This is a genomic window from Streptomyces sp. NPDC017202, assembly GCF_044331705.1.
GTDB lineage: Bacteria > Actinomycetota > Actinomycetes > Streptomycetales > Streptomycetaceae > Streptomyces.
In genome coordinates, this window is the sequence record NZ_JBIRNP010000001.1 from 926756 (window position 1) to 942448 (window position 15693).

15 protein-coding genes and 1 tRNA gene are annotated in these 15693 nt (G+C 73.8%); 6 read left to right on the forward strand and 10 right to left on the reverse strand.

Annotation, left to right across the window (positions count from 1 at the left end):
- Positions 1 to 53 precede the first annotated feature (53 nt).
- Both ACH4N1_RS03920 and ACH4N1_RS03925 read right to left on the reverse strand, forming a co-directional pair.
- Positions 54 to 1163 (reverse strand): SPFH domain-containing protein, encoded by a 1110-nt coding sequence (locus tag ACH4N1_RS03920; protein ID WP_398094303.1) that lies wholly within the window; start codon positions 1161 to 1163, stop codon positions 54 to 56.
- Positions 1164 to 1456: 293 nt separating this feature from the next.
- Positions 1457 to 2803 (reverse strand): peptidoglycan-binding protein, encoded by a 1347-nt coding sequence (locus ACH4N1_RS03925; RefSeq protein WP_398094304.1) that lies wholly within the window; start codon positions 2801 to 2803, stop codon positions 1457 to 1459.
- Positions 2804 to 3003: 200 nt separating this feature from the next.
- Between ACH4N1_RS03925 and ACH4N1_RS03930 the strand changes: the two genes are divergently transcribed.
- Positions 3004 to 3077, forward strand: a tRNA-Lys gene (locus ACH4N1_RS03930).
- Positions 3078 to 3155: 78 nt separating this feature from the next.
- On the opposite strand, the gene ACH4N1_RS03935 is transcribed toward ACH4N1_RS03930, so the two are convergent.
- The 5 genes from ACH4N1_RS03935 to ACH4N1_RS03955 all read right to left on the reverse strand — a co-directional run bounded on the left by ACH4N1_RS03935 (position 3156) and on the right by ACH4N1_RS03955 (position 7794).
- Positions 3156 to 3815, reverse strand: coding sequence for a class F sortase (locus ACH4N1_RS03935; protein ID WP_398094306.1), 660 nt, complete (start codon positions 3813 to 3815; stop codon positions 3156 to 3158).
- 2 nt (positions 3816 to 3817) lie between these two features.
- Complete coding sequence (locus tag ACH4N1_RS03940; protein WP_398094307.1) at positions 3818 to 4363, reverse strand: hypothetical protein; 546 nt, start codon at positions 4361 to 4363, stop codon at positions 3818 to 3820.
- Between the two features lie 104 nt (positions 4364 to 4467).
- Positions 4468 to 5247 (reverse strand): HAD-IIA family hydrolase, encoded by a 780-nt coding sequence (locus ACH4N1_RS03945; RefSeq protein ID WP_398094309.1) that lies wholly within the window; start codon positions 5245 to 5247, stop codon positions 4468 to 4470.
- 173 nt (positions 5248 to 5420) lie between these two features.
- Positions 5421 to 6347, reverse strand: a complete 927-nt coding sequence (locus tag ACH4N1_RS03950) for a hypothetical protein (RefSeq protein ID WP_398094310.1) — start codon at positions 6345 to 6347, stop codon at positions 5421 to 5423.
- A gap of 118 nt (positions 6348 to 6465) precedes the next feature.
- Positions 6466 to 7794 carry an ROK family protein gene (locus ACH4N1_RS03955; protein ID WP_398094312.1) on the reverse strand — a complete coding sequence of 443 codons (1329 nt, stop codon included), beginning with the start codon at positions 7792 to 7794 and terminating at the stop codon, positions 6466 to 6468.
- Positions 7795 to 7850: 56 nt separating this feature from the next.
- On the opposite strand from ACH4N1_RS03955, the gene ACH4N1_RS03960 reads away from it, so the two are divergent.
- Together ACH4N1_RS03960 and ACH4N1_RS03965 are read left to right on the forward strand one after the other, a co-directional pair.
- Positions 7851 to 8918, forward strand: a complete 1068-nt coding sequence (locus tag ACH4N1_RS03960) for a Gfo/Idh/MocA family oxidoreductase (protein WP_398094313.1) — start codon at positions 7851 to 7853, stop codon at positions 8916 to 8918.
- Positions 8915 to 9421, forward strand: a complete 507-nt coding sequence (locus ACH4N1_RS03965) for a heme-degrading domain-containing protein (RefSeq protein ID WP_398094315.1) — start codon at positions 8915 to 8917, stop codon at positions 9419 to 9421. The genes ACH4N1_RS03960 and ACH4N1_RS03965 overlap by 4 nt, the downstream gene beginning before the upstream one ends.
- Before the next feature lie 127 nt (positions 9422 to 9548).
- Here ACH4N1_RS03965 and ACH4N1_RS03970 read toward each other — a convergent pair whose 3' ends face one another.
- The 3 genes from ACH4N1_RS03970 to ACH4N1_RS03980 form a co-directional block, all read right to left on the reverse strand.
- Positions 9549 to 10406, reverse strand: coding sequence for a fumarylacetoacetate hydrolase family protein (locus ACH4N1_RS03970; protein ID WP_398094317.1), 858 nt, complete (start codon positions 10404 to 10406; stop codon positions 9549 to 9551).
- Positions 10407 to 10604: 198 nt separating this feature from the next.
- The gene (locus ACH4N1_RS03975) at positions 10605 to 11432 is read right to left on the reverse strand and encodes a YidC/Oxa1 family membrane protein insertase (protein ID WP_398094318.1); all 828 of its coding nucleotides are present in this window, start codon (positions 11430 to 11432) and stop codon (positions 10605 to 10607) included.
- Between the two features lie 138 nt (positions 11433 to 11570).
- Positions 11571 to 11894, reverse strand: coding sequence for a DUF6412 domain-containing protein (locus ACH4N1_RS03980; RefSeq protein WP_398094404.1), 324 nt, complete (start codon positions 11892 to 11894; stop codon positions 11571 to 11573).
- Positions 11895 to 12202: 308 nt separating this feature from the next.
- Here ACH4N1_RS03980 and ACH4N1_RS03985 point away from each other — a divergent pair, with 308 nt between their 5' ends.
- The 3 genes from ACH4N1_RS03985 to ACH4N1_RS03995 all read left to right on the forward strand — a co-directional run bounded on the left by ACH4N1_RS03985 (position 12203) and on the right by ACH4N1_RS03995 (position 15532).
- A complete protein-coding gene (locus ACH4N1_RS03985; RefSeq protein WP_398094319.1) occupies positions 12203 to 13678 on the forward strand; it encodes a beta-1,6-galactanase in 1476 nt (491 codons plus the stop codon).
- A 160-nt stretch (positions 13679 to 13838) separates the two neighbouring features.
- Positions 13839 to 14855, forward strand: coding sequence for an SEC-C domain-containing protein (locus tag ACH4N1_RS03990; protein ID WP_398094321.1), 1017 nt, complete (start codon positions 13839 to 13841; stop codon positions 14853 to 14855).
- A gap of 209 nt (positions 14856 to 15064) precedes the next feature.
- A complete protein-coding gene (locus ACH4N1_RS03995) occupies positions 15065 to 15532 on the forward strand; it encodes a very short patch repair endonuclease (protein ID WP_398094323.1) in 468 nt (155 codons plus the stop codon).
- The last annotated feature ends 161 nt before the right edge of the window (positions 15533 to 15693 follow it).

Genomic DNA, 15693 nt, shown 5'->3' on the forward strand with positions numbered 1-15693 from the left:
TTGCCGACCATTGAACATGTCCATACCAATGAGGGGACTTGTTCGACGGGTCGTCAGGGAGACTGCTCCCCCCGTCCCGAGCAGAACGCCACCGTCAGGTCCTTCACCAGCGCCTTGCGCTCGTAGTCGTCGAGTTCCACCAGCCCGCGCATGGTCAGCCGGGTCACCGTGTCCTCCACCGAGTCCACCACCGAGCCCAGCACCGACGCCCGCTGCTGGGCGTCCAGCGCGGCGATCCGGCGCCGGTTCATCGCGGCGGCCACCTCGGGGGCGTACTCGACGCGCAACGGCTGCACCGAGTACACCTCCAGGCCGATCGCGCCCGCGTCCCGCGCGACCCGCCGGGTCAGCGCCTCCCCGGACGCCTCGACCACCCCCCGCCCGGCACCCGGCGTCTCCACCGGGACGCGGGCGAGCGCCGCCTCGACGCACTCGCGCAGGTACGTCTCGTGGTCCTCCACGCCGAGCGTGGCCCGCGCGGTGTCGCGCACCCGCCACACCACGAGCGCCACCACCCGCAGCGCGACCCCGTTGCCGTCGGCCGCGGGCATCGCCTCGCTGCGCCAGTGCCGCAGCCGTACGTCGACCCGGCGGCGCAGCAGCAGCGGGTTCACCCACAGCAGGCCGGTGCGCCGGACCGTCCCCCGGTAGCCGCCGAACAGGCCGAGCACCCAGGCCCGCCCGGTCCTGCCGCGCGCCAGCCCGCCGAAGCCGAACAGGCCGAGGAGGCCCGCCCCCGCGTACGCCGCCCACTGCGCGGGGCCGAGCCCGGCGCCGGCCGACGCGGGCAGCGCGAGTGCCTCCACCACCACCGGCGGCAGCACCCCCGCCCACCACGAGACGGCCGCGCAGCCCGCCGCCCCGCACGCCCCGGCGGCCGCCCCGACCGCGCCGGGCAGCACGCGGCCGGGCCGCTCGACGAGCGCGGGGTCGACCTGCGCGACCGGCCGCGCCTTCGCCGGAGCCGGCCGGCGGAACCTCGGCTGCTCCCCGGTGCCCGCCCGGCTGCCCACGACGGTGGGCCCGAGCGGCACCGGCCTCGGCTCGGGGTCGTCGCGGAACAGCAGATGGACGGGGATCTCGGTGGTCGCCTCGTTCTGGATCAGCCGGGCGGGCCGTGCCGGCCCCTCCGATTCGGGCGTCTGAGAAGTGGTCGTACTCATGCGTGCCTCCAGCCTCCGCGCCAGATACGCCATGACAGTGGATGGGGACGACCGGGGTCGTCGGGACGGTCCGACGGCCGGGGTCGCCGTGGGCGGCCCCGGCAACCGGGATGGTCGGGGCGCTCCCGACGACCACGGCCGCCGGGCAGTCCGGGTGGTCCCGACGACCACGGCCGCCGGGCAGTCCGGGTGGTCCCGGTGGTCCCGGTGGTCCGGGTGGTCCGGGTGGTCCGGGCAACGGGGCGCCGCGTCCGTCCGGACGGCCGGACGACCGGGGCCATCGGGCGGCCGGCCTACGAGAACAGCCGCCGCCAGGTCTCCGGTCCCGGGTAGCCGTCGGCCGCCCCGCCGCGCCAGCCCTGGGCGCGCTGGAAGGCCTCGACGCCCCGCCGGTCCGCCTCGCCCCAGCGCGGGCCGGGCCCCTGGGTGTAGTACCTGCCGAACCCCTTCTTCACCAGCTGCCTCCCCAGCCGGGTGACGTACGCGTTGTCGGCGCCGGGCCGGAACATGCCCCGGCCGGGATAGGCGGGGACCCGCGGGGCCGGGGCGGGAGCGGGCGCGCCCACCGCTCCGGACCCCGCGGGGGCGATGTCCTTGCCCTTGCCGGTGGTCAGCAGCGACCAGGTCAGCGGGCCGGGCAGCCCGTCGGCGGCGGCGCCGCTCCAGCCCTGGGCCCGCTGGAACGCCTGGGTGGCCCGCCGGTCGGCGTCCGACCAGCGCGGGCCGGGCCCCGAGGCGTAGAACCGCTTCCCGCCGCGCCCGACGAGGAGCCGGCCGAGCTGGGTGACGTGCTTGTTGTCGGCGCCGGGCCCGAAGGCCGCCCGCCCGGGGTACGCGGGCGGCGCGGCGCCGGAGCCGGGGTTGGCGCCGTCCCCGCCCCCCTCCTTGCCCGGGACCTGCGGCACCTTCGGCTCGGCGGTCAGGCCCTTGTAGCGGTAGGGGACGTACTTGCCGGAATTGGTCCAGTACGCGTAGGGGGTGGCGATCCTGCGGGTGGTGGGGCGGGTCTGCTCGTAGACGGTGTAGTAGCCGTGCGTGTAGTCCGTCCAGCCGCCGAACAGGACGACGTGGGAGCCGTTCGTCGGGTCGGCCGGGTTGTGGAACAGCAGCATGTCGCCCGGCTGGAGCTCCTCCTTGGTGATCCTGGTCGCGTAGGTGTGGAGGCTGCCCGTCCACTCGTTCCCCGGCAGGTTCCAGGCCATGGACACATAGCCGGAGCAGTCCTGCCGGTAGCCGTCCGACCAGTACGCGCTCATGCTGTACGGCACCTTCGCCGCGACCCACTTCTTGGCGCGGTCGATGATCTCCGTTCGGGTGGTCGCCGGCAGCGGGACCGCGCCGGCGGGCTTGCCGCCGGGCCCGTGCAGGGGCGCCTTCGCGCCCTGCGGGGTCTCGGGCCCCTCGTCCGCGGGGGCCCCCGGCCGGTCGGGGGCCTGCTGCGGGGCGGCCGGGGCGGGGGCCGCGTGACCGGTTCCGAGGACCGCGGAGGCCGCGGCCGCCACGACGACGGCGCGGCGGACGGCCGGGCGGCCGCCGGTTCCGGCGGCCCGGGAAGCCCCTGCGGCCCGCCTCCGGTCGACGCATCCGGGGCATTCGCAGTCGCTCGCGGGATCGAATTCCTCGAACACCGGAGCGGCCATGCGATTCCCCTCACATTGCAGATGGAAATGTCCGCGACTGTGCACGTTCGCCAGTCTTCACCAACTGCCTTGCCGACGCGCATGCTGACGGTCCGAATGATGTACGCGGGCCCCTCCCGGGGGGTGCGGGGCAGGTCCGGGGGGTCGCCCGGGAGTCCGGAGCACCTCCGGAGGTCATGTAGAGTTAACGTCGTCAGCAGGCGCCGCTAGCTCAGTTGGTTAGAGCAGCTGACTCTTAATCAGCGGGTCCGGGGTTCGAGTCCCTGGCGGCGCACAGACGAGAAAGCCCCTCGCGCGAGCGAGGGGCTTTCTGCTGTCTCGGGGAGCCGTTCCGGGGCCCCCGCGCCGGCCGTCAGGGCGCCGTGCCGGTCAGGTACGCCGACACGATCACGTTGGCCGTGTAGCTGCGGCTCGCCCGGTCGAAGGTGCCGCCGCAGGTGATCAGCCGCAGCTCGGCGCGGCCCGACTCGCGGGTGCCGTAGGCCTGGCGGGCGTCGAAGCCGTCGCGCCGGACCACGGAGACGTCGTCGACGGTGAACTCGGCGACCTTGCCGTCGGCGCGGACCACCCTGATCGTCTCGCCGGCCACGAGCGTGCTCAGCTTGTAGAAGACCGCGGGGCGGGTCTCGGTGTCGACGTGGCCGACCATCAGCGCGGTACCGGCGGCGCCGGGCTTGACCCCGGCCGCGTACCAGCCGACGACGCCCGCCTGGTCGTAGGGCGGGGCGGCGATCGCGCCCCGCGCGTCCAGGCCGCGGGCCACGACCGGGGCCTGCACGCCCAGCTGCGGGATGTCCACGCGCTGCGGCAGCGCGGCGGCCAGCGGACGGGCGGCGGGCGGCAGCCCGGCGCCGGCGGGTCGGCCGACCGCGGCCACGTCACCCGTGGCGGTGGCGGCGGCGCCGGGCCGCACGTCGGTCACCTCGCGGCCCCACAGCCACAGGCCGAGCAGCAGCAGCGCCCAGGCCAGGCCGATGAGGAGTCGCCCGGAGCCGCGTTCCCGTTCGGACATGGTCATTCCGTCCCACGGCGCCGCCGGATCCCGCGCAGCACCACGGCGACGGCGGCGGCTCCGGCCAGGAGCAGACCGGTGACGGTGTGGGCGACGCCGGGGCCTTCCACGCGGGAGTCGTCGGCGGCGGCCAGGGGCGCCGCGCCGCCGCCACCCGCCTGGACCGGGGCGACCGGGGACGCGGGGGCGGCCGGCCGGGCGCCGGCCGCCACGACCTTGATCGCGCCCTTGACCTCGAAGTCGGCGCAGACGATCGTCACGCGGTAGGAACCGGGGGCGAGCGAGGTGCGGATCCGGGTCTCACCGGACAGCGAGCCGCCCGGGCCGCCCGGGCCCACCAGGTGCGCGTCGGAGACGAACGCCTCGGACTCCGCGGTGGCCTTCTTCCCCGAGCAGCCGGTGACCTCGAGGGCGACCTCGGCGCCGGGGGCCGGGGTCGACGGGGTCACCGAGACTCCGCCTGCCGGGTTCGCGGCGTACGCCGTCGGGGTGAGGGTCGCGGCGACGACCGCGACACCCGCACAGAGTGTGACTTTCAGTGGACCCATCGTGAACCTCCCAGTACCTGGAGGCTCCCCCGCGCGCCGGTGCCCCGCATCTCCAGCGGGGCACCCACTGCTCCGTCCGGGTCATTTCCGCCCGGTGACAGGTTTCAGATCCGGTCGACGAGGTCCGCGATCGAGTCGACCACCTTCGACGGGCGGTACGGGAAGCCGTCCACGTCCTCGGGCCGGGTCAGACCGGTGAGCACCAGGAACGTCTGCATCCCGGCCTCCATGCCGGCCAGCACGTCGGTGTCCATGCGGTCGCCGATCATCGCGCTGGTCTCGGAGTGGGCGCCGATCGCGTTCAGTCCCGTGCGCATCATCAGCGGGTTGGGCTTGCCCGCGAAGTAGGGCTGCTTGCCGGTCGCCTTGGTGATCAGCGCGGCCACCGCGCCGGTCGCGGGCAGCGGACCCTCGGTGGAGGGGCCGGTCTCGTCCGGGTTGGTGCAGATGAAGCGGGCGCCGTCGTTGATCAGCCGTACCGCCTTCGTCATGGCCTCGAAGGAGTAGGTGCGGGTCTCGCCGAGGACGACGTAGTCCGGCTCGTGGTCGGTGAGGATGTAGCCGATGTCGTGCAGCGCCGTGGTCAGACCGGCCTCGCCGATGACGTACGCCGAACCGTCGGGCCGCTGGTCGTCCAGGAACTGGGCGGTGGCCAGGGCCGAGGTCCAGATGTTCTCGATCGGCACCTCCAGGCCCATGCGGCGCAGCCGGGCGTGCAGGTCGCGCGGGGTGTAGATCGAGTTGTTCGTCAGCACGAGGAAGGGCCGGCCCGACTCGCGCAGCTTCTTCAGGAAGGAGTCTGCGCCGGGGATCGGGACGCCCTCGTGGATGAGCACCCCGTCCATGTCGGTGAGCCACGACTCGATGGGCTTGCGGTCTGCCATGTGGTGCGTCTCCTGGCGTGCGTACGGGCGGTGCGGGGTCGCCGGAACCACGGCGTACCGACGCACCCCAGCCTAGTCAGGACCGCCTGATCCGGACCCGGCCGATCACCAGGTGAACCGGGCGACGCCCCGGCGGGGCCGCGGCAGCGCCCCGGCGCGCCCCCGGCGATCCCTCAGCGGCGCTTGCGGAGCACGACGAGGGTGGCGCCCGTGGCGAGGAGACCGGCGGTGACGGCGAGGGCACCGGCCGGGGAGGAGAGACCGGTGAGGGCCAGTTCCTGGGCCTCGTCGGCGAGGGAGGGCGGGGTGGAGGGGGAGGGGGAGGGGGAGGTGCCGGGGGTGGGGACGGGGGTGGGGGTGGAAGCGGCGGGGGTGGAAGCGCTGGAGGTCGAGCGGGGAGCGCGGTCGGGCTCGGACTCGTCCTCGGACTCCCTCTCCTTCCCCGGTTCCTTCCCCGGCTCCGTCTCCGGTTCCTTCTCCGGCTCCTTCTCGGTCTCGGTCCCGGTCTCGATGGCGAATCGGTAGTCGTTCGACTGTCCGACCCACTCGCCGTCGTCGCCCTGGCGCTGGACGACCGCCGCGTTCGCGGTGACCCGGTTGGGTACGGCGTCCGAGGTGAGCGAGAGGCGCAGCTTCACGGTGAGGGTCCGGCCCGGGGGGACGGTGAAGCCGGGGAAGGGGGCCGGGCGCTCCGCGGGCCCGGCGGGCTCCTCCGTCGCGCCGGGGACGTCCGCGAGTGCTCCGACGAGTTCGTCCTCGTCGGTCGTCTCGAAGCGGACGGGGTGCGGGTGGCCGTCGGCGTAGAACTCCAGGTGGGCCTGGGCCGGCTTCAGGGCGTGCGCGGAGTCGACGAGGACGACGACCGGGTGCACGTCGGCGCAGGTGCGGCGGGTGGTGTTGGTGAGGTCGATGAACCAGGTGCCGTAGCCGCCCCCGGCACGGTAGGAGTCGGGCCCGCCGTGGAGCCGGGTGGTGAGCGGGAAGTCCCCCGCGTCCGCCCCGGCACAGCTCGGCACGGCTTCCGCGAAGGCGGGCCCGGGCAGCAGGATGGCGGCTGCGGCGAGGCAGAGGGAGACGGGCGTGCACAGTCGCATGAACACGTGAGCCTGCCGCAGGGAGGTGCCGGACGGGGGCCGCCGCACCGTACGGCCGTGCGAATGCATTCGTTCGGCGGAGGGGCGGGGCGCAGGGTGTGGACCGCGGAGGAGCGGGCTCCCCTCATACGTCCGTCCGCCCGAACACCGGCCCCAGGAGCAGGTGGGCGGCGCCCTCCGCCACCCCGGCCGGGCCGCCGGAGCCGTCGGACCCGCCGGGCGCGAGTCGTACGGGTACGGCGAGGTCCGGGGAGCCCTCCCGGGCGGCGCGCGCGGTGAGCACCGCCGCGACCCCGGCCACGAAGGGGTCCGGGGCGGCGGTGATCGTGCGGCCGCCGAGGAGGACCTGGTCGATGTCGAGCAGACCGGCGAGGTTCGCGGCGGCGGTGCCCAGCACCCGGGCCGCCTCCGCCACGTCACCCCGGCCGATGGCCGCCAGGCACAGCGCCTCGACGCAGCCGCGGTCGCCGCAGGGGCAGGGCGGCCCGTCCAGCTGGACGACCTGGTGGCCGAACTCCCCGGCGCCGGTGCGCGCCCCGCGGTGCACCCTGCCGTCGATGACCAGGCCGGCGCCGAGTCCCGTACCGAGGTGGAGGTAGGCGAAGGAGCCGCGTTCGCCGGCGACGGCGAGGCCGAGGGCGGCGGCGTTGGTGTCCTTGTCGACGACCACCGGCACGCCGAGCCGCCGCGCCAGCGCGTCCCGCAGGGGGAAGCCGTCCCACTCCGGGAAGCCGGTGACGCGGTGCAGGACGCCGCGGGTGTGGTCGAGCGGACCGGGCAGGGCGACGCCGACACCGAGCAGCCTGGACACCTGCTCCTGATCCTGTCGCTGATCCTGATCCTGTTGCCGCTCCCGCCCCTGCCCCTGCCCCACCGTCTCGCCGACGCCCCGTTCCACCGCCCCCAGCACCGCCTCCGCCCCGGCCCCCAGGTCGAGCGGGCCCCGGCGCTCCCCGACCACGCTCCCGTCGAGGTCCGTGAGGACGATCCGCAGTTCGTCGCGGTCGAGGTGGACGCCGACCGCGTGGGCGGCCGCCGGCACCAGCCGCAGCACGGTGCGCGGCTTGCCGCCCGTGGAGGCGCGGCGGCCGGCCTCCGCCGCGAGGCCCTCCTCCCGCAGCCGGGCGGTGATCTTGCTGACGGCCTGCGGGGTGAGGCCGGTGCGCTCGGCGAGTTCGAGCCGGCTGATGCCGTCCGGTCCGGCCGTGCGCAGCAGGTCGAGCACGAGCGCGGCGTTGTGACTGCGCACGGCGAGGAGGTTCGCGCCGACGGCGCCGCCCGTCGCGCCGCTCACGCCGCGGGCGCCGCCAGGACCGCTGGGGCCGCTGGGGCCGCCAAGGCCATCTGGGCCGCTTGGGCTGCCCGGGCCGTTCGGGCTGCTTGGGCTGCTTGGGCTGCTTGGGCCGCCCGTCCCGCTCCTGCCGTCCGCCGTGCCGCCGTTCGTCCTGTTCACGCGCCCATTCTCCCCCGCGCTTGCACTTTGGCAACAGCGTTGCGAAAGTAGGTCGCATGACTGGTACCCCCCTCCGCGTGGGCCTGATCGGCTACGGCCTGGCCGGCTCCGTCTTCCACGCCCCGCTGATCGCCGCCACCGAGGGCCTCGTCCTCGACACGGTGGTCACCTCGAACCCCGAGCGGCGGGAGCAGGCCCGCGCCGAGTTCCCGGACGTACGCGTCGCCGGCACCCCCGACGAGCTGTTCGCCCGCTCCGGGGACCTGGACCTGATCGTCGTCGCGTCCCCGAACAGGACGCACGTGCCGCTCGCCAGGACCGCCCTCGAAGCGGACCTCGCGGTCGTCGTCGACAAGCCGGTCGCCGGTACCGCCGCGGAGGCGCGGGAGCTGGCCGGCCTGGCCGAGCGGCGCGGACTGTTCCTCTCCGTCTTCCAGAACCGCCGCTGGGACAACGACTTCCTCACCCTGCGCTCCCTCCTCGCCGAGGGCGCGCTGGGCGACGTGTGGCGCTTCGAGTCCCGGTTCGAGCGGTGGCGGCCGCAGCCGAAGGGCGGCTGGCGGGAGTCCGGCGACCCGGCGGAGATCGGAGGTCTGCTGTACGACCTCGGCAGCCATGTCGTCGACCAGGCGCTGGTCCTCTTCGGCCCTGTCACGCGGGTCTACGCCGAGGCGGTCGTCCGCCGCGCCGGCGCGGAGACCGACGACGACACGTTCCTGGCGCTCACCCACGCGAACGGCGTCCGCTCCCACCTCTACGCCTCCGCGACGACCGCCCAGCTCGGCCCGCGGTTCCGGGTGCTGGGCTCGCAGGCCGGCTACGTGAAGTACGGCCTGGACCCGCAGGAGGCGGCGCTGCGGGACGGCGGGCGGCCCGGCCCCGGCTGGGGCGAGGAGCCCGAGGAGCTGTGGGGGCGCGTCGGCTCCGGCGAGTCCCCGGTGACCGGCGGCGGACGGGCCGTGCGGACCCTGCCCGGCGACTACCCGGCCTACTACGCTGCGGTGGCGAAGGCACTGACCGACGGCGGCCCCAACCCGGTGACCGCCGCGGAGGCGGCCGCCGCGCTCGACGTCCTGGAGGCGGCCCGCCGTTCGGCACGAGACGGAGTGGCGGTGTCGCTGTGACGCACGAGATCACCCCCAGGTTCACCCCGGAGATCGCTCCCACCCTGGAGGAGCTGCAGGCGCAGGAACGGCGGCTGGTCTTCCGGCAGTTCACCTTCGACGACGCCTGGGCGCTCGGCTCGCTGCTGGTGGAGCTGGCCCGCGAACGGCAGGCCCCGGTCGCCGTCGACATCCACCGCGCCGGCCAGCAGCTCTTCCACGCGGCCCTGCCCGGCTCGGCCCCCGACAACGACGCCTGGATCGCGCGCAAGCGCCGGGTGGTGGAGCGCTACGGCACCTCGTCCTACCTGGTCGGCTCGCGCCACCGCGCGAAGGGCACGACGTTCGAGGAGTCCTCGCGCCTGGACCCCGACACGTACGCGGCCCACGGCGGCTCCTTCCCGATCACCGTCGAGGGTGTCGGGGTGGTCGGCGCGGTGACGGTCTCGGGCCTGCCGCAACTGGAGGACCACCGGTTCGTCGTCGAGGCCCTGGAACAGTTCCTGGAGAAGGACCTGGGCTGAGACGCCGGGACCGGGGCCGGGGCCGGGATCCCGTTCGAGGGGCGCGGGGTCGCGCCGGTGTCCGGCCGTGCCGCACCGGCGCGAACGGCGGACGGCCCGTGGTCGCCGTACCCCGCGCCCCGGCCTCTCAGGCCCCCTTGAGTTCCTGGCGCTGGCGCCCCAGGCCGTCGATCTCCAGCTCGACCACGTCCCCCGCCCGCAGGTACGGCTTCGGCTCGGGCCGCCCGAAGGCGACCCCGGCCGGCGTCCCGGTGTTGATGACGTCGCCGGGGTACAGCACCATGAACTGGCTGACGTAGCGGACGACTTCGCCGACGGGGAAGATCTGCTCGGCGGTCGTGCCGTCCTGCTTCAGCTCGCCGTTGACCCACAGCCGCAGCCCCAGCGCCTGGGGGTCGGGCACCTCGTCGGCCGTCACGAGCCACGGGCCGAGCGGGTTGAACGTCTCGCAGTTCTTCCCCTTGTCCCACGTGCCGCCCCGGTCCATCTGGAACTCCCGCTCGGAGACGTCGTGCGCGACGGCGTACCCGGCGACGTGCGCGAGCCCCTCCGCCGCCGACTCCAGGTAGCGGGCGGTACGGCCGATGACGACCGCCAGCTCCACCTCCCAGTCGGTCCTCGTGGACCCGCGCGGCACGAGCACGGTGTCGTACGGCCCGACGACCGTGTCCGCAGCCTTGAAAAAAACGACGGGCTCGGCGGGCGCCGCGGACCCCGTCTCGCGGGCGTGGTCGTGGTAGTTCAGCCCGATGCACACGACCTTGCCGATCCGGCCGACCGGCGGGCCGACCCGCAGCCCGGCCGCGTCCAGCGCGGGCAGCTCGCCGGACTCGCCGGCGGCGCGGATGCGGCCGAGCGCGTCGGCGTCGGCGAGCAGGGCGCCGTCGATGTCGTCCACGAGGCCCGACAGGTCCCGCAGGGTCCCCCGGGCGTCGAGCAGCGCGGGACGCTCCGCGCCCGCCGTACCGACCCGCAGCAGCTTCATGATCACATTCTCCCTCGCTCGCGAACGCCCGCCGACGGGTGCGGCCGTCGGAGGACCGGTCGATCCTCCAAGCCGCGCGTCCACTCCGCAAGACCCGGTTCACGTACTGGACCGTCGCCACCGGGCCGTCGCCACGATGACGTCACCACCGGGCCGTCGCCACGGTGACGTCACCACGGGGCCGTCACCACGGTCTCGTCACCGGTGGAGCAGCGCCCGTTCGGCCACGCTCCAGGCCGTGCTGGTGACGACGTACAGCGCGGCGGCCAGCGGTACGACGGCGACGGTGACGAGGGTGAAGAAGGACAGGAAGGGCATCGCCCTGGTGACCGCGCCCAGGCCGGGCACCTGCTCCCCGCCCGCCGCCGGGCTCACGGTCGCCGGGCTCACGGTCGCCGTGTTCACGGCCGTCGCGTTCATGACTGCCGCGTTCATGACTGCCGCGTTCATGGCCGTCGCGCGCCGGGTGAGGCGGTAGCCGGCGGTGGCGACGGCCGCGACGACGGCGAACAGCGCCAGGTAGACCAGTCCGGCCCCGCCGAACACCCCGCCGGCGGCGAGGGCGTCGGTCCAGCGGTCGCCGAGGGGCGCGTCGAGGAGCCGGTGGGTGAGCAGGCCGTTGGTCTCGCCGCCGATCGTGGAGTGCGAGAAGACGTAGTAGAGGAGGAGGAAGGCGGGCGCCTGGAGGAGGCTGGGCAGGCAGCCGGACAGCGGGGACACCTGCTCCCGGGCGTGCAGTTCCAGCACGGCCCGCTGAAGCTTCTCCGGGTCGCGGGCGTGCCTGCCGCGCAGTTCGGCGATCCGCGGCTGGAGCGCCGCCCGCGCCTTCTGGCCGCGGGCGGCGGCCCGTGACAGCGGGTGGACGAGCAGCCGTACGAGCGCGGTGAACAGGACGATCGCGGCGGCGGCCGCGGAGGCGTGGAAGAGGGGTTCGAGCAGGTCGGCGAGCCGCTCGACGAGGTGGACGAAGCCGGAGAAGAAGACAGCGGGGACAGAGGTGACAGAGGGGGCGGAGAAGACGGACATGGGTACGGGGCCCTCCGGGGGTCTCGTCGTGCCGGGACGTGGATACGGCGGCGTGACGGCCCGCGCGGGGCACGCTGTGGTCAGCGGTGCGACCCGGGTGGTGACGTGGGTGGTGACCCGGATGGTGACCTGGGTGCCCTACGCGACGGCCGTCGGGAGGGCGTGTCCGGGCGCCCTGGGCCGGGGCCGTCCGGAGGCGTCGGGATCGCGCTGCGGGAGGAAGGCGGTACGGCGGTCGCGGTCGCGGACGGCCGTCCGCACCCGGGTGCGCGGCACGGCGGGGGCGCAGCGCGCGGCGACGAGCGAGCAGAGCGCGAGGGCGGCCCCGGCGGCGGCGGTCGCGGCGAGGGCGACGGTCGAGGAGAGGCTGCCCGCGTCGATCAGGCCGGCCAGGGCGAGCCCGAGGACGGTGAGGAGGAGGGCGACCGCGGGCCGGCGCCGCAGGAGAGGGGTGTCGAGCATGGCGCGGATCACCGTGGCCCCTCCTGTTCGCGTCGCCGTCCTTGTTCGGTTATACCCGAACGGGCCGGGGCGTGGGGCGGCGCCCGGTCGGTCAACCACCCGCGAGTGCGGGCCCGTTCGTCCCGTCGAACCTTCCTCCGCGGGTTTGAGAAAGGGCTGTCGGAACCCTCGACAACACCACGCGCCGCCCCCGATGCTTCGTGACGCGCGTACGCACTCACGTTCCCGCACGAGCCACGGGTGACGGTGTCCGGTCGGGACGACCGGCCCGTCCCCGGTCGAGCTCGGTCGAGCGAAGCGGAGAAGTCATGATCCGACGCAGAACCCTGCTGGCCGCCACCGGCGGCGCCCTCCTCGGCACCGGCCTGGCGGCCGGCACGGCCCGCGCCGACGCGACGATCGGCGTCAACCCGTCGACGAACTACGGCACGTGGGAGGGCTGGGGCACCTCCCTCGCCTGGTGGGCGAACGTCTTCGGCGCCCGCGACGACTTCGCCGACCTCTTCTTCACGACCAGGTCGGTGGCCTACGGCGGCCGGACGCTCCCCGGCCTCGGCATGAACATCGCCCGCTACAACCTGGGCGCGTGCAGCTGGAACAGCGTGGGCGGCGAGTCGATGGCGGTCTCCCCCAACATCCCCGCGTTCAAGCAGATCGAGGGCTTCTGGCAGGACTGGAACAACGAGGACCCCGCCTCCTCGGCGTGGAACTGGTCGGCGGACGCCAAGCAGCGGGCCATGCTGACGAAGGCGACCGCGCGGGGCGCGACCACCGAACTGTTCGCCAACTCCCCCATGTGGTGGATGTGCCTGAACCACAACCCCTCGGGCGCGGCGGGCGGCGGCAACAACCTCCAGTCCTGGAACTACCGCCAGCACGCCTCCCACCTGGCCGCCGTCGCCCTGTACGCGAAGAACAACTGGGGGGTGGACTTCGCGACGGTCGACCCCTTCAACGAGCCCTCCTCGTCCTGGTGGACGGCGACCGGCACCCAGGAGGGCTGCCACATGGACGCGAGCGTCCAGGCGGCCGTACTGCCTTATCTGCGCAGCGAGTTGGACAAGCGCGGCCTGACCGGCACTCGTATCTCCGCCTCGGACGAGACGAGTTACGACCTCGCCCGCACGACGTGGAACTCCTTCGGCGCGTCCACGAAGGCCCTGGTGAACCGGGTCAACGTGCACGGCTACCAGGGCTCGGGCGGCCGCCGGGACCTCCTGTACACGGACGTGGTCACGACGTCCGGCAAGGCCCTGTGGAACTCCGAGACCGGCGACAACGACGGCACCGGCCTGTCCATGGCGAGCAACCTGCTCTACGACTTCCGCTGGCTGCACCCGACGGCCTGGGTGTACTGGCAGGTCATGGACCCGTCGACGAACTGGGCGATGATCGCGTACGACGCGGCCACCCTCCAGCCCGGCGCGGTCACCACGAAGTACTACGTGATGGCCCAGTTCAGCCGCCACATCCGCCCCGGCATGACGATCCTCGACACGGGCGTCAGCTATGCGGTGGCCGCGCTGGACAGGGCCGCGCGGCGCCTGGTGATCGTCGCCGCCAACACCTCCGCGTCGGCCCAGACCCTGACCTTCGACCTCTCCCGCTTCACCACCGCGACCGGCGGCTCCGGCGGCCTGGTCCCCCGCTGGAACACGGTGACCTCGGGCGGCGGCGACCTGTACACGGCCCGCTCGGACACGTACCTGTCCGGCAAGACGGTCAGCGTGCCCTTCGCGGCGGGCGCGGTGCAGACCCTCCAGGTGGACGGGGTGACGGTCTAGGGGATCCGGGGCCCCGGGGAATCCGGGGCCCCGAGGAATCCGGGACTCCCGGGGCGCCCCCTCCCCGGCGCCCCGGGCCGCAGGCCGGCCTCCCCTTCCCCGTCCCCCCTGGCCTGCGGCTGTCTCCTCTTCGTCACCGGTCGGCAGTACGGTGTCACCCATGCGCCCCGACACGCCTGCCGAGAACGTCGACCACACCGCCGAAGCGGCACGCCTGGAGCGGACCGCCGGCCTGTACCCCGAGGACGCCGAGGCCCTGCTCGTCCAGGCCGCGGCCCACCTGGAACTGTCCGGCGACCGCCCCGCCGCGACCACCCTCTACGACCGCCTGCTGTCGTCCCCGGCCGGCCTGGACGCCCCGCACCTGGTCCGCGCCCTCAAGGCCTCGAACCTGTGGGAGTACGGCCACGAGGCCGAGGCCCGCGCGATCATCGACGGCATCCGCGCGGCCGCCCCGCGGGACCCGGCCCCCTGGGTGATCGTCGCGGAGTCCCTGGAGGCCCACGACGAGCTGGAGGCGGCGGAGGCGACGTTCACCGAGGCGGCCCGGCTGCTGCTGACGGACGTACCGGAGCCGCCGTACGCCACGCACCCCCTGCTCTTCGGCCGCCACCGCGTCCGCCGCATGCTGGGCGCGGCCCACGACGACTGGGACACCCTCGCCGACGCCGTGAACTCGTCCCCCGTCTCCCTGGACGAACTCCACGACCCGAAGCGGGTCTGGTCCCTCGGGTCCGACAACCCGCTGGAGCTGGAGGCCGAGATCTCCCGCCTCCGCGCCGAACTGGGCACCTTCCGAGAAGCCCTGTCCCGCCCCTTCCCGGTGGCCATCCTGCACTGGCCGGCGGACGAACTGGCGGAGCTGCTGTCGGCCTACCCCACCCTCGCCGCCGAGTACCCGTCCCACGAGACCCACCTCGCGGTGATAGAGGCCTCCCTGCGCGAACTGTCCGCCTCCGGCACGGCCAACCTGGGCATCGTGACGGGCACGGTCCCGTCGTACGAGGCCTTCGCGGCCTCGGAGGGCACCTCCCCGGGAGACCCCGACCTGCTGCCGCAGTACGCGACGATCCTGGCGGCACGGGGGCGGGCGGCGGCTTGGCCGCCTCAGCGGGGGGCGGATTGTTGGTGCGGGTCACAGAAGGCTTATGGGGAGTGTCACGGGGCGGAGGCCTGAGCTTTCCCTCCCGCTGAGACGCCCCCAACTCCCATAGAGGCTAGCTGAATTGATCCAAGGTGTTGTCGACTCTGGCCAAGATTGATCGCAGCGAAGGCCTCCGGTGTGGTGAAGACATTGAGCCTTCACCACACCGGAGGCCTTCGTGTCTCACCTTGTTGCCCAGTCGGCCGTGCATGACAGGCAACTACCGGACTACCCTCTGCCGTGTGCCGGAAGATCTCGTGTGGGAACCCCCAGAGGGTTCTTGGGCTTCGTCCGCAGCCCGCCGTCGCAATATGCAAGCGATCCGCAGCCGCGACACGAAGCCCGAGAAGCTGATCCGTCGGCTCGTTCACGCCCAAGGGCTGCGGTACCGAGTCGCTGCTCGCCCCTTGCCGGAGCTTCGCAGGACAGCGGACATGGTGTTCCGTCCGGTCAAGGTGGCGGTCTTCATCGATGGCTGCTATTGGCATGGCTGCCCAGAGCATTATGTCCCGCCAAAGACGAATCCGGGCTATTGGTCGGAGAAGGTTCTGCGGAACATGCAGCGCGATCGCGACACTGATCAACGTCTCACAGAGGCAGGCTGGCTAGTGCTCCGTTTCTGGGAGCATGAGCCGGCAGAGGAGTGCTCTCTGGCAGTCTTTAAAGCGGTGGCTGACCGAAGAGCACGGCAGCGCAAGGCCCAGCACTGATGCGACGGCTTGAACTAGCTAGCTAGACCAGACAGCCACCGCCCAGGTGATGCAAGGGTCCAGGCCACAACCCCCGGCCCCTCCCTTACGCTGTCTTCAGCGAGTGTGGCGTACAAGTAGCTGCTTCTGTGGGGAAGGCCGCTGACTGTGCTCGCAACGAG

Excerpts from the sequence above, each read along its gene's own strand:
- ACH4N1_RS03920 (WP_398094303.1), bottom strand. The coding sequence starts at position 1,163 with ATGAGTACGACCACTTCTCAGACGCCCGAATCGGAGGGGCCGGCACGG.
- ACH4N1_RS03925 (WP_398094304.1), bottom strand. The coding sequence starts at position 2,803 with ATGGCCGCTCCGGTGTTCGAGGAATTCGATCCCGCGAGCGACTGCGAA.
- ACH4N1_RS03935 (WP_398094306.1), bottom strand. The coding sequence starts at position 3,815 with ATGTCCGAACGGGAACGCGGCTCCGGGCGACTCCTCATCGGCCTGGCC.
- ACH4N1_RS03940 (WP_398094307.1), bottom strand. The coding sequence starts at position 4,363 with ATGGGTCCACTGAAAGTCACACTCTGTGCGGGTGTCGCGGTCGTCGCC.
- ACH4N1_RS03945 (WP_398094309.1), bottom strand. The coding sequence starts at position 5,247 with ATGGCAGACCGCAAGCCCATCGAGTCGTGGCTCACCGACATGGACGGG.
- ACH4N1_RS03960 (WP_398094313.1), top strand. The coding sequence starts at position 7,851 with ATGACTGGTACCCCCCTCCGCGTGGGCCTGATCGGCTACGGCCTGGCC.
- ACH4N1_RS03970 (WP_398094317.1), bottom strand. The coding sequence starts at position 10,406 with ATGAAGCTGCTGCGGGTCGGTACGGCGGGCGCGGAGCGTCCCGCGCTG.
- ACH4N1_RS03975 (WP_398094318.1), bottom strand. The coding sequence starts at position 11,432 with ATGTCCGTCTTCTCCGCCCCCTCTGTCACCTCTGTCCCCGCTGTCTTC.
- ACH4N1_RS03980 (WP_398094404.1), bottom strand. The coding sequence starts at position 11,894 with ATGCTCGACACCCCTCTCCTGCGGCGCCGGCCCGCGGTCGCCCTCCTC.
- ACH4N1_RS03985 (WP_398094319.1), top strand. The coding sequence starts at position 12,203 with ATGATCCGACGCAGAACCCTGCTGGCCGCCACCGGCGGCGCCCTCCTC.
- ACH4N1_RS03990 (WP_398094321.1), top strand. The coding sequence starts at position 13,839 with ATGCGCCCCGACACGCCTGCCGAGAACGTCGACCACACCGCCGAAGCG.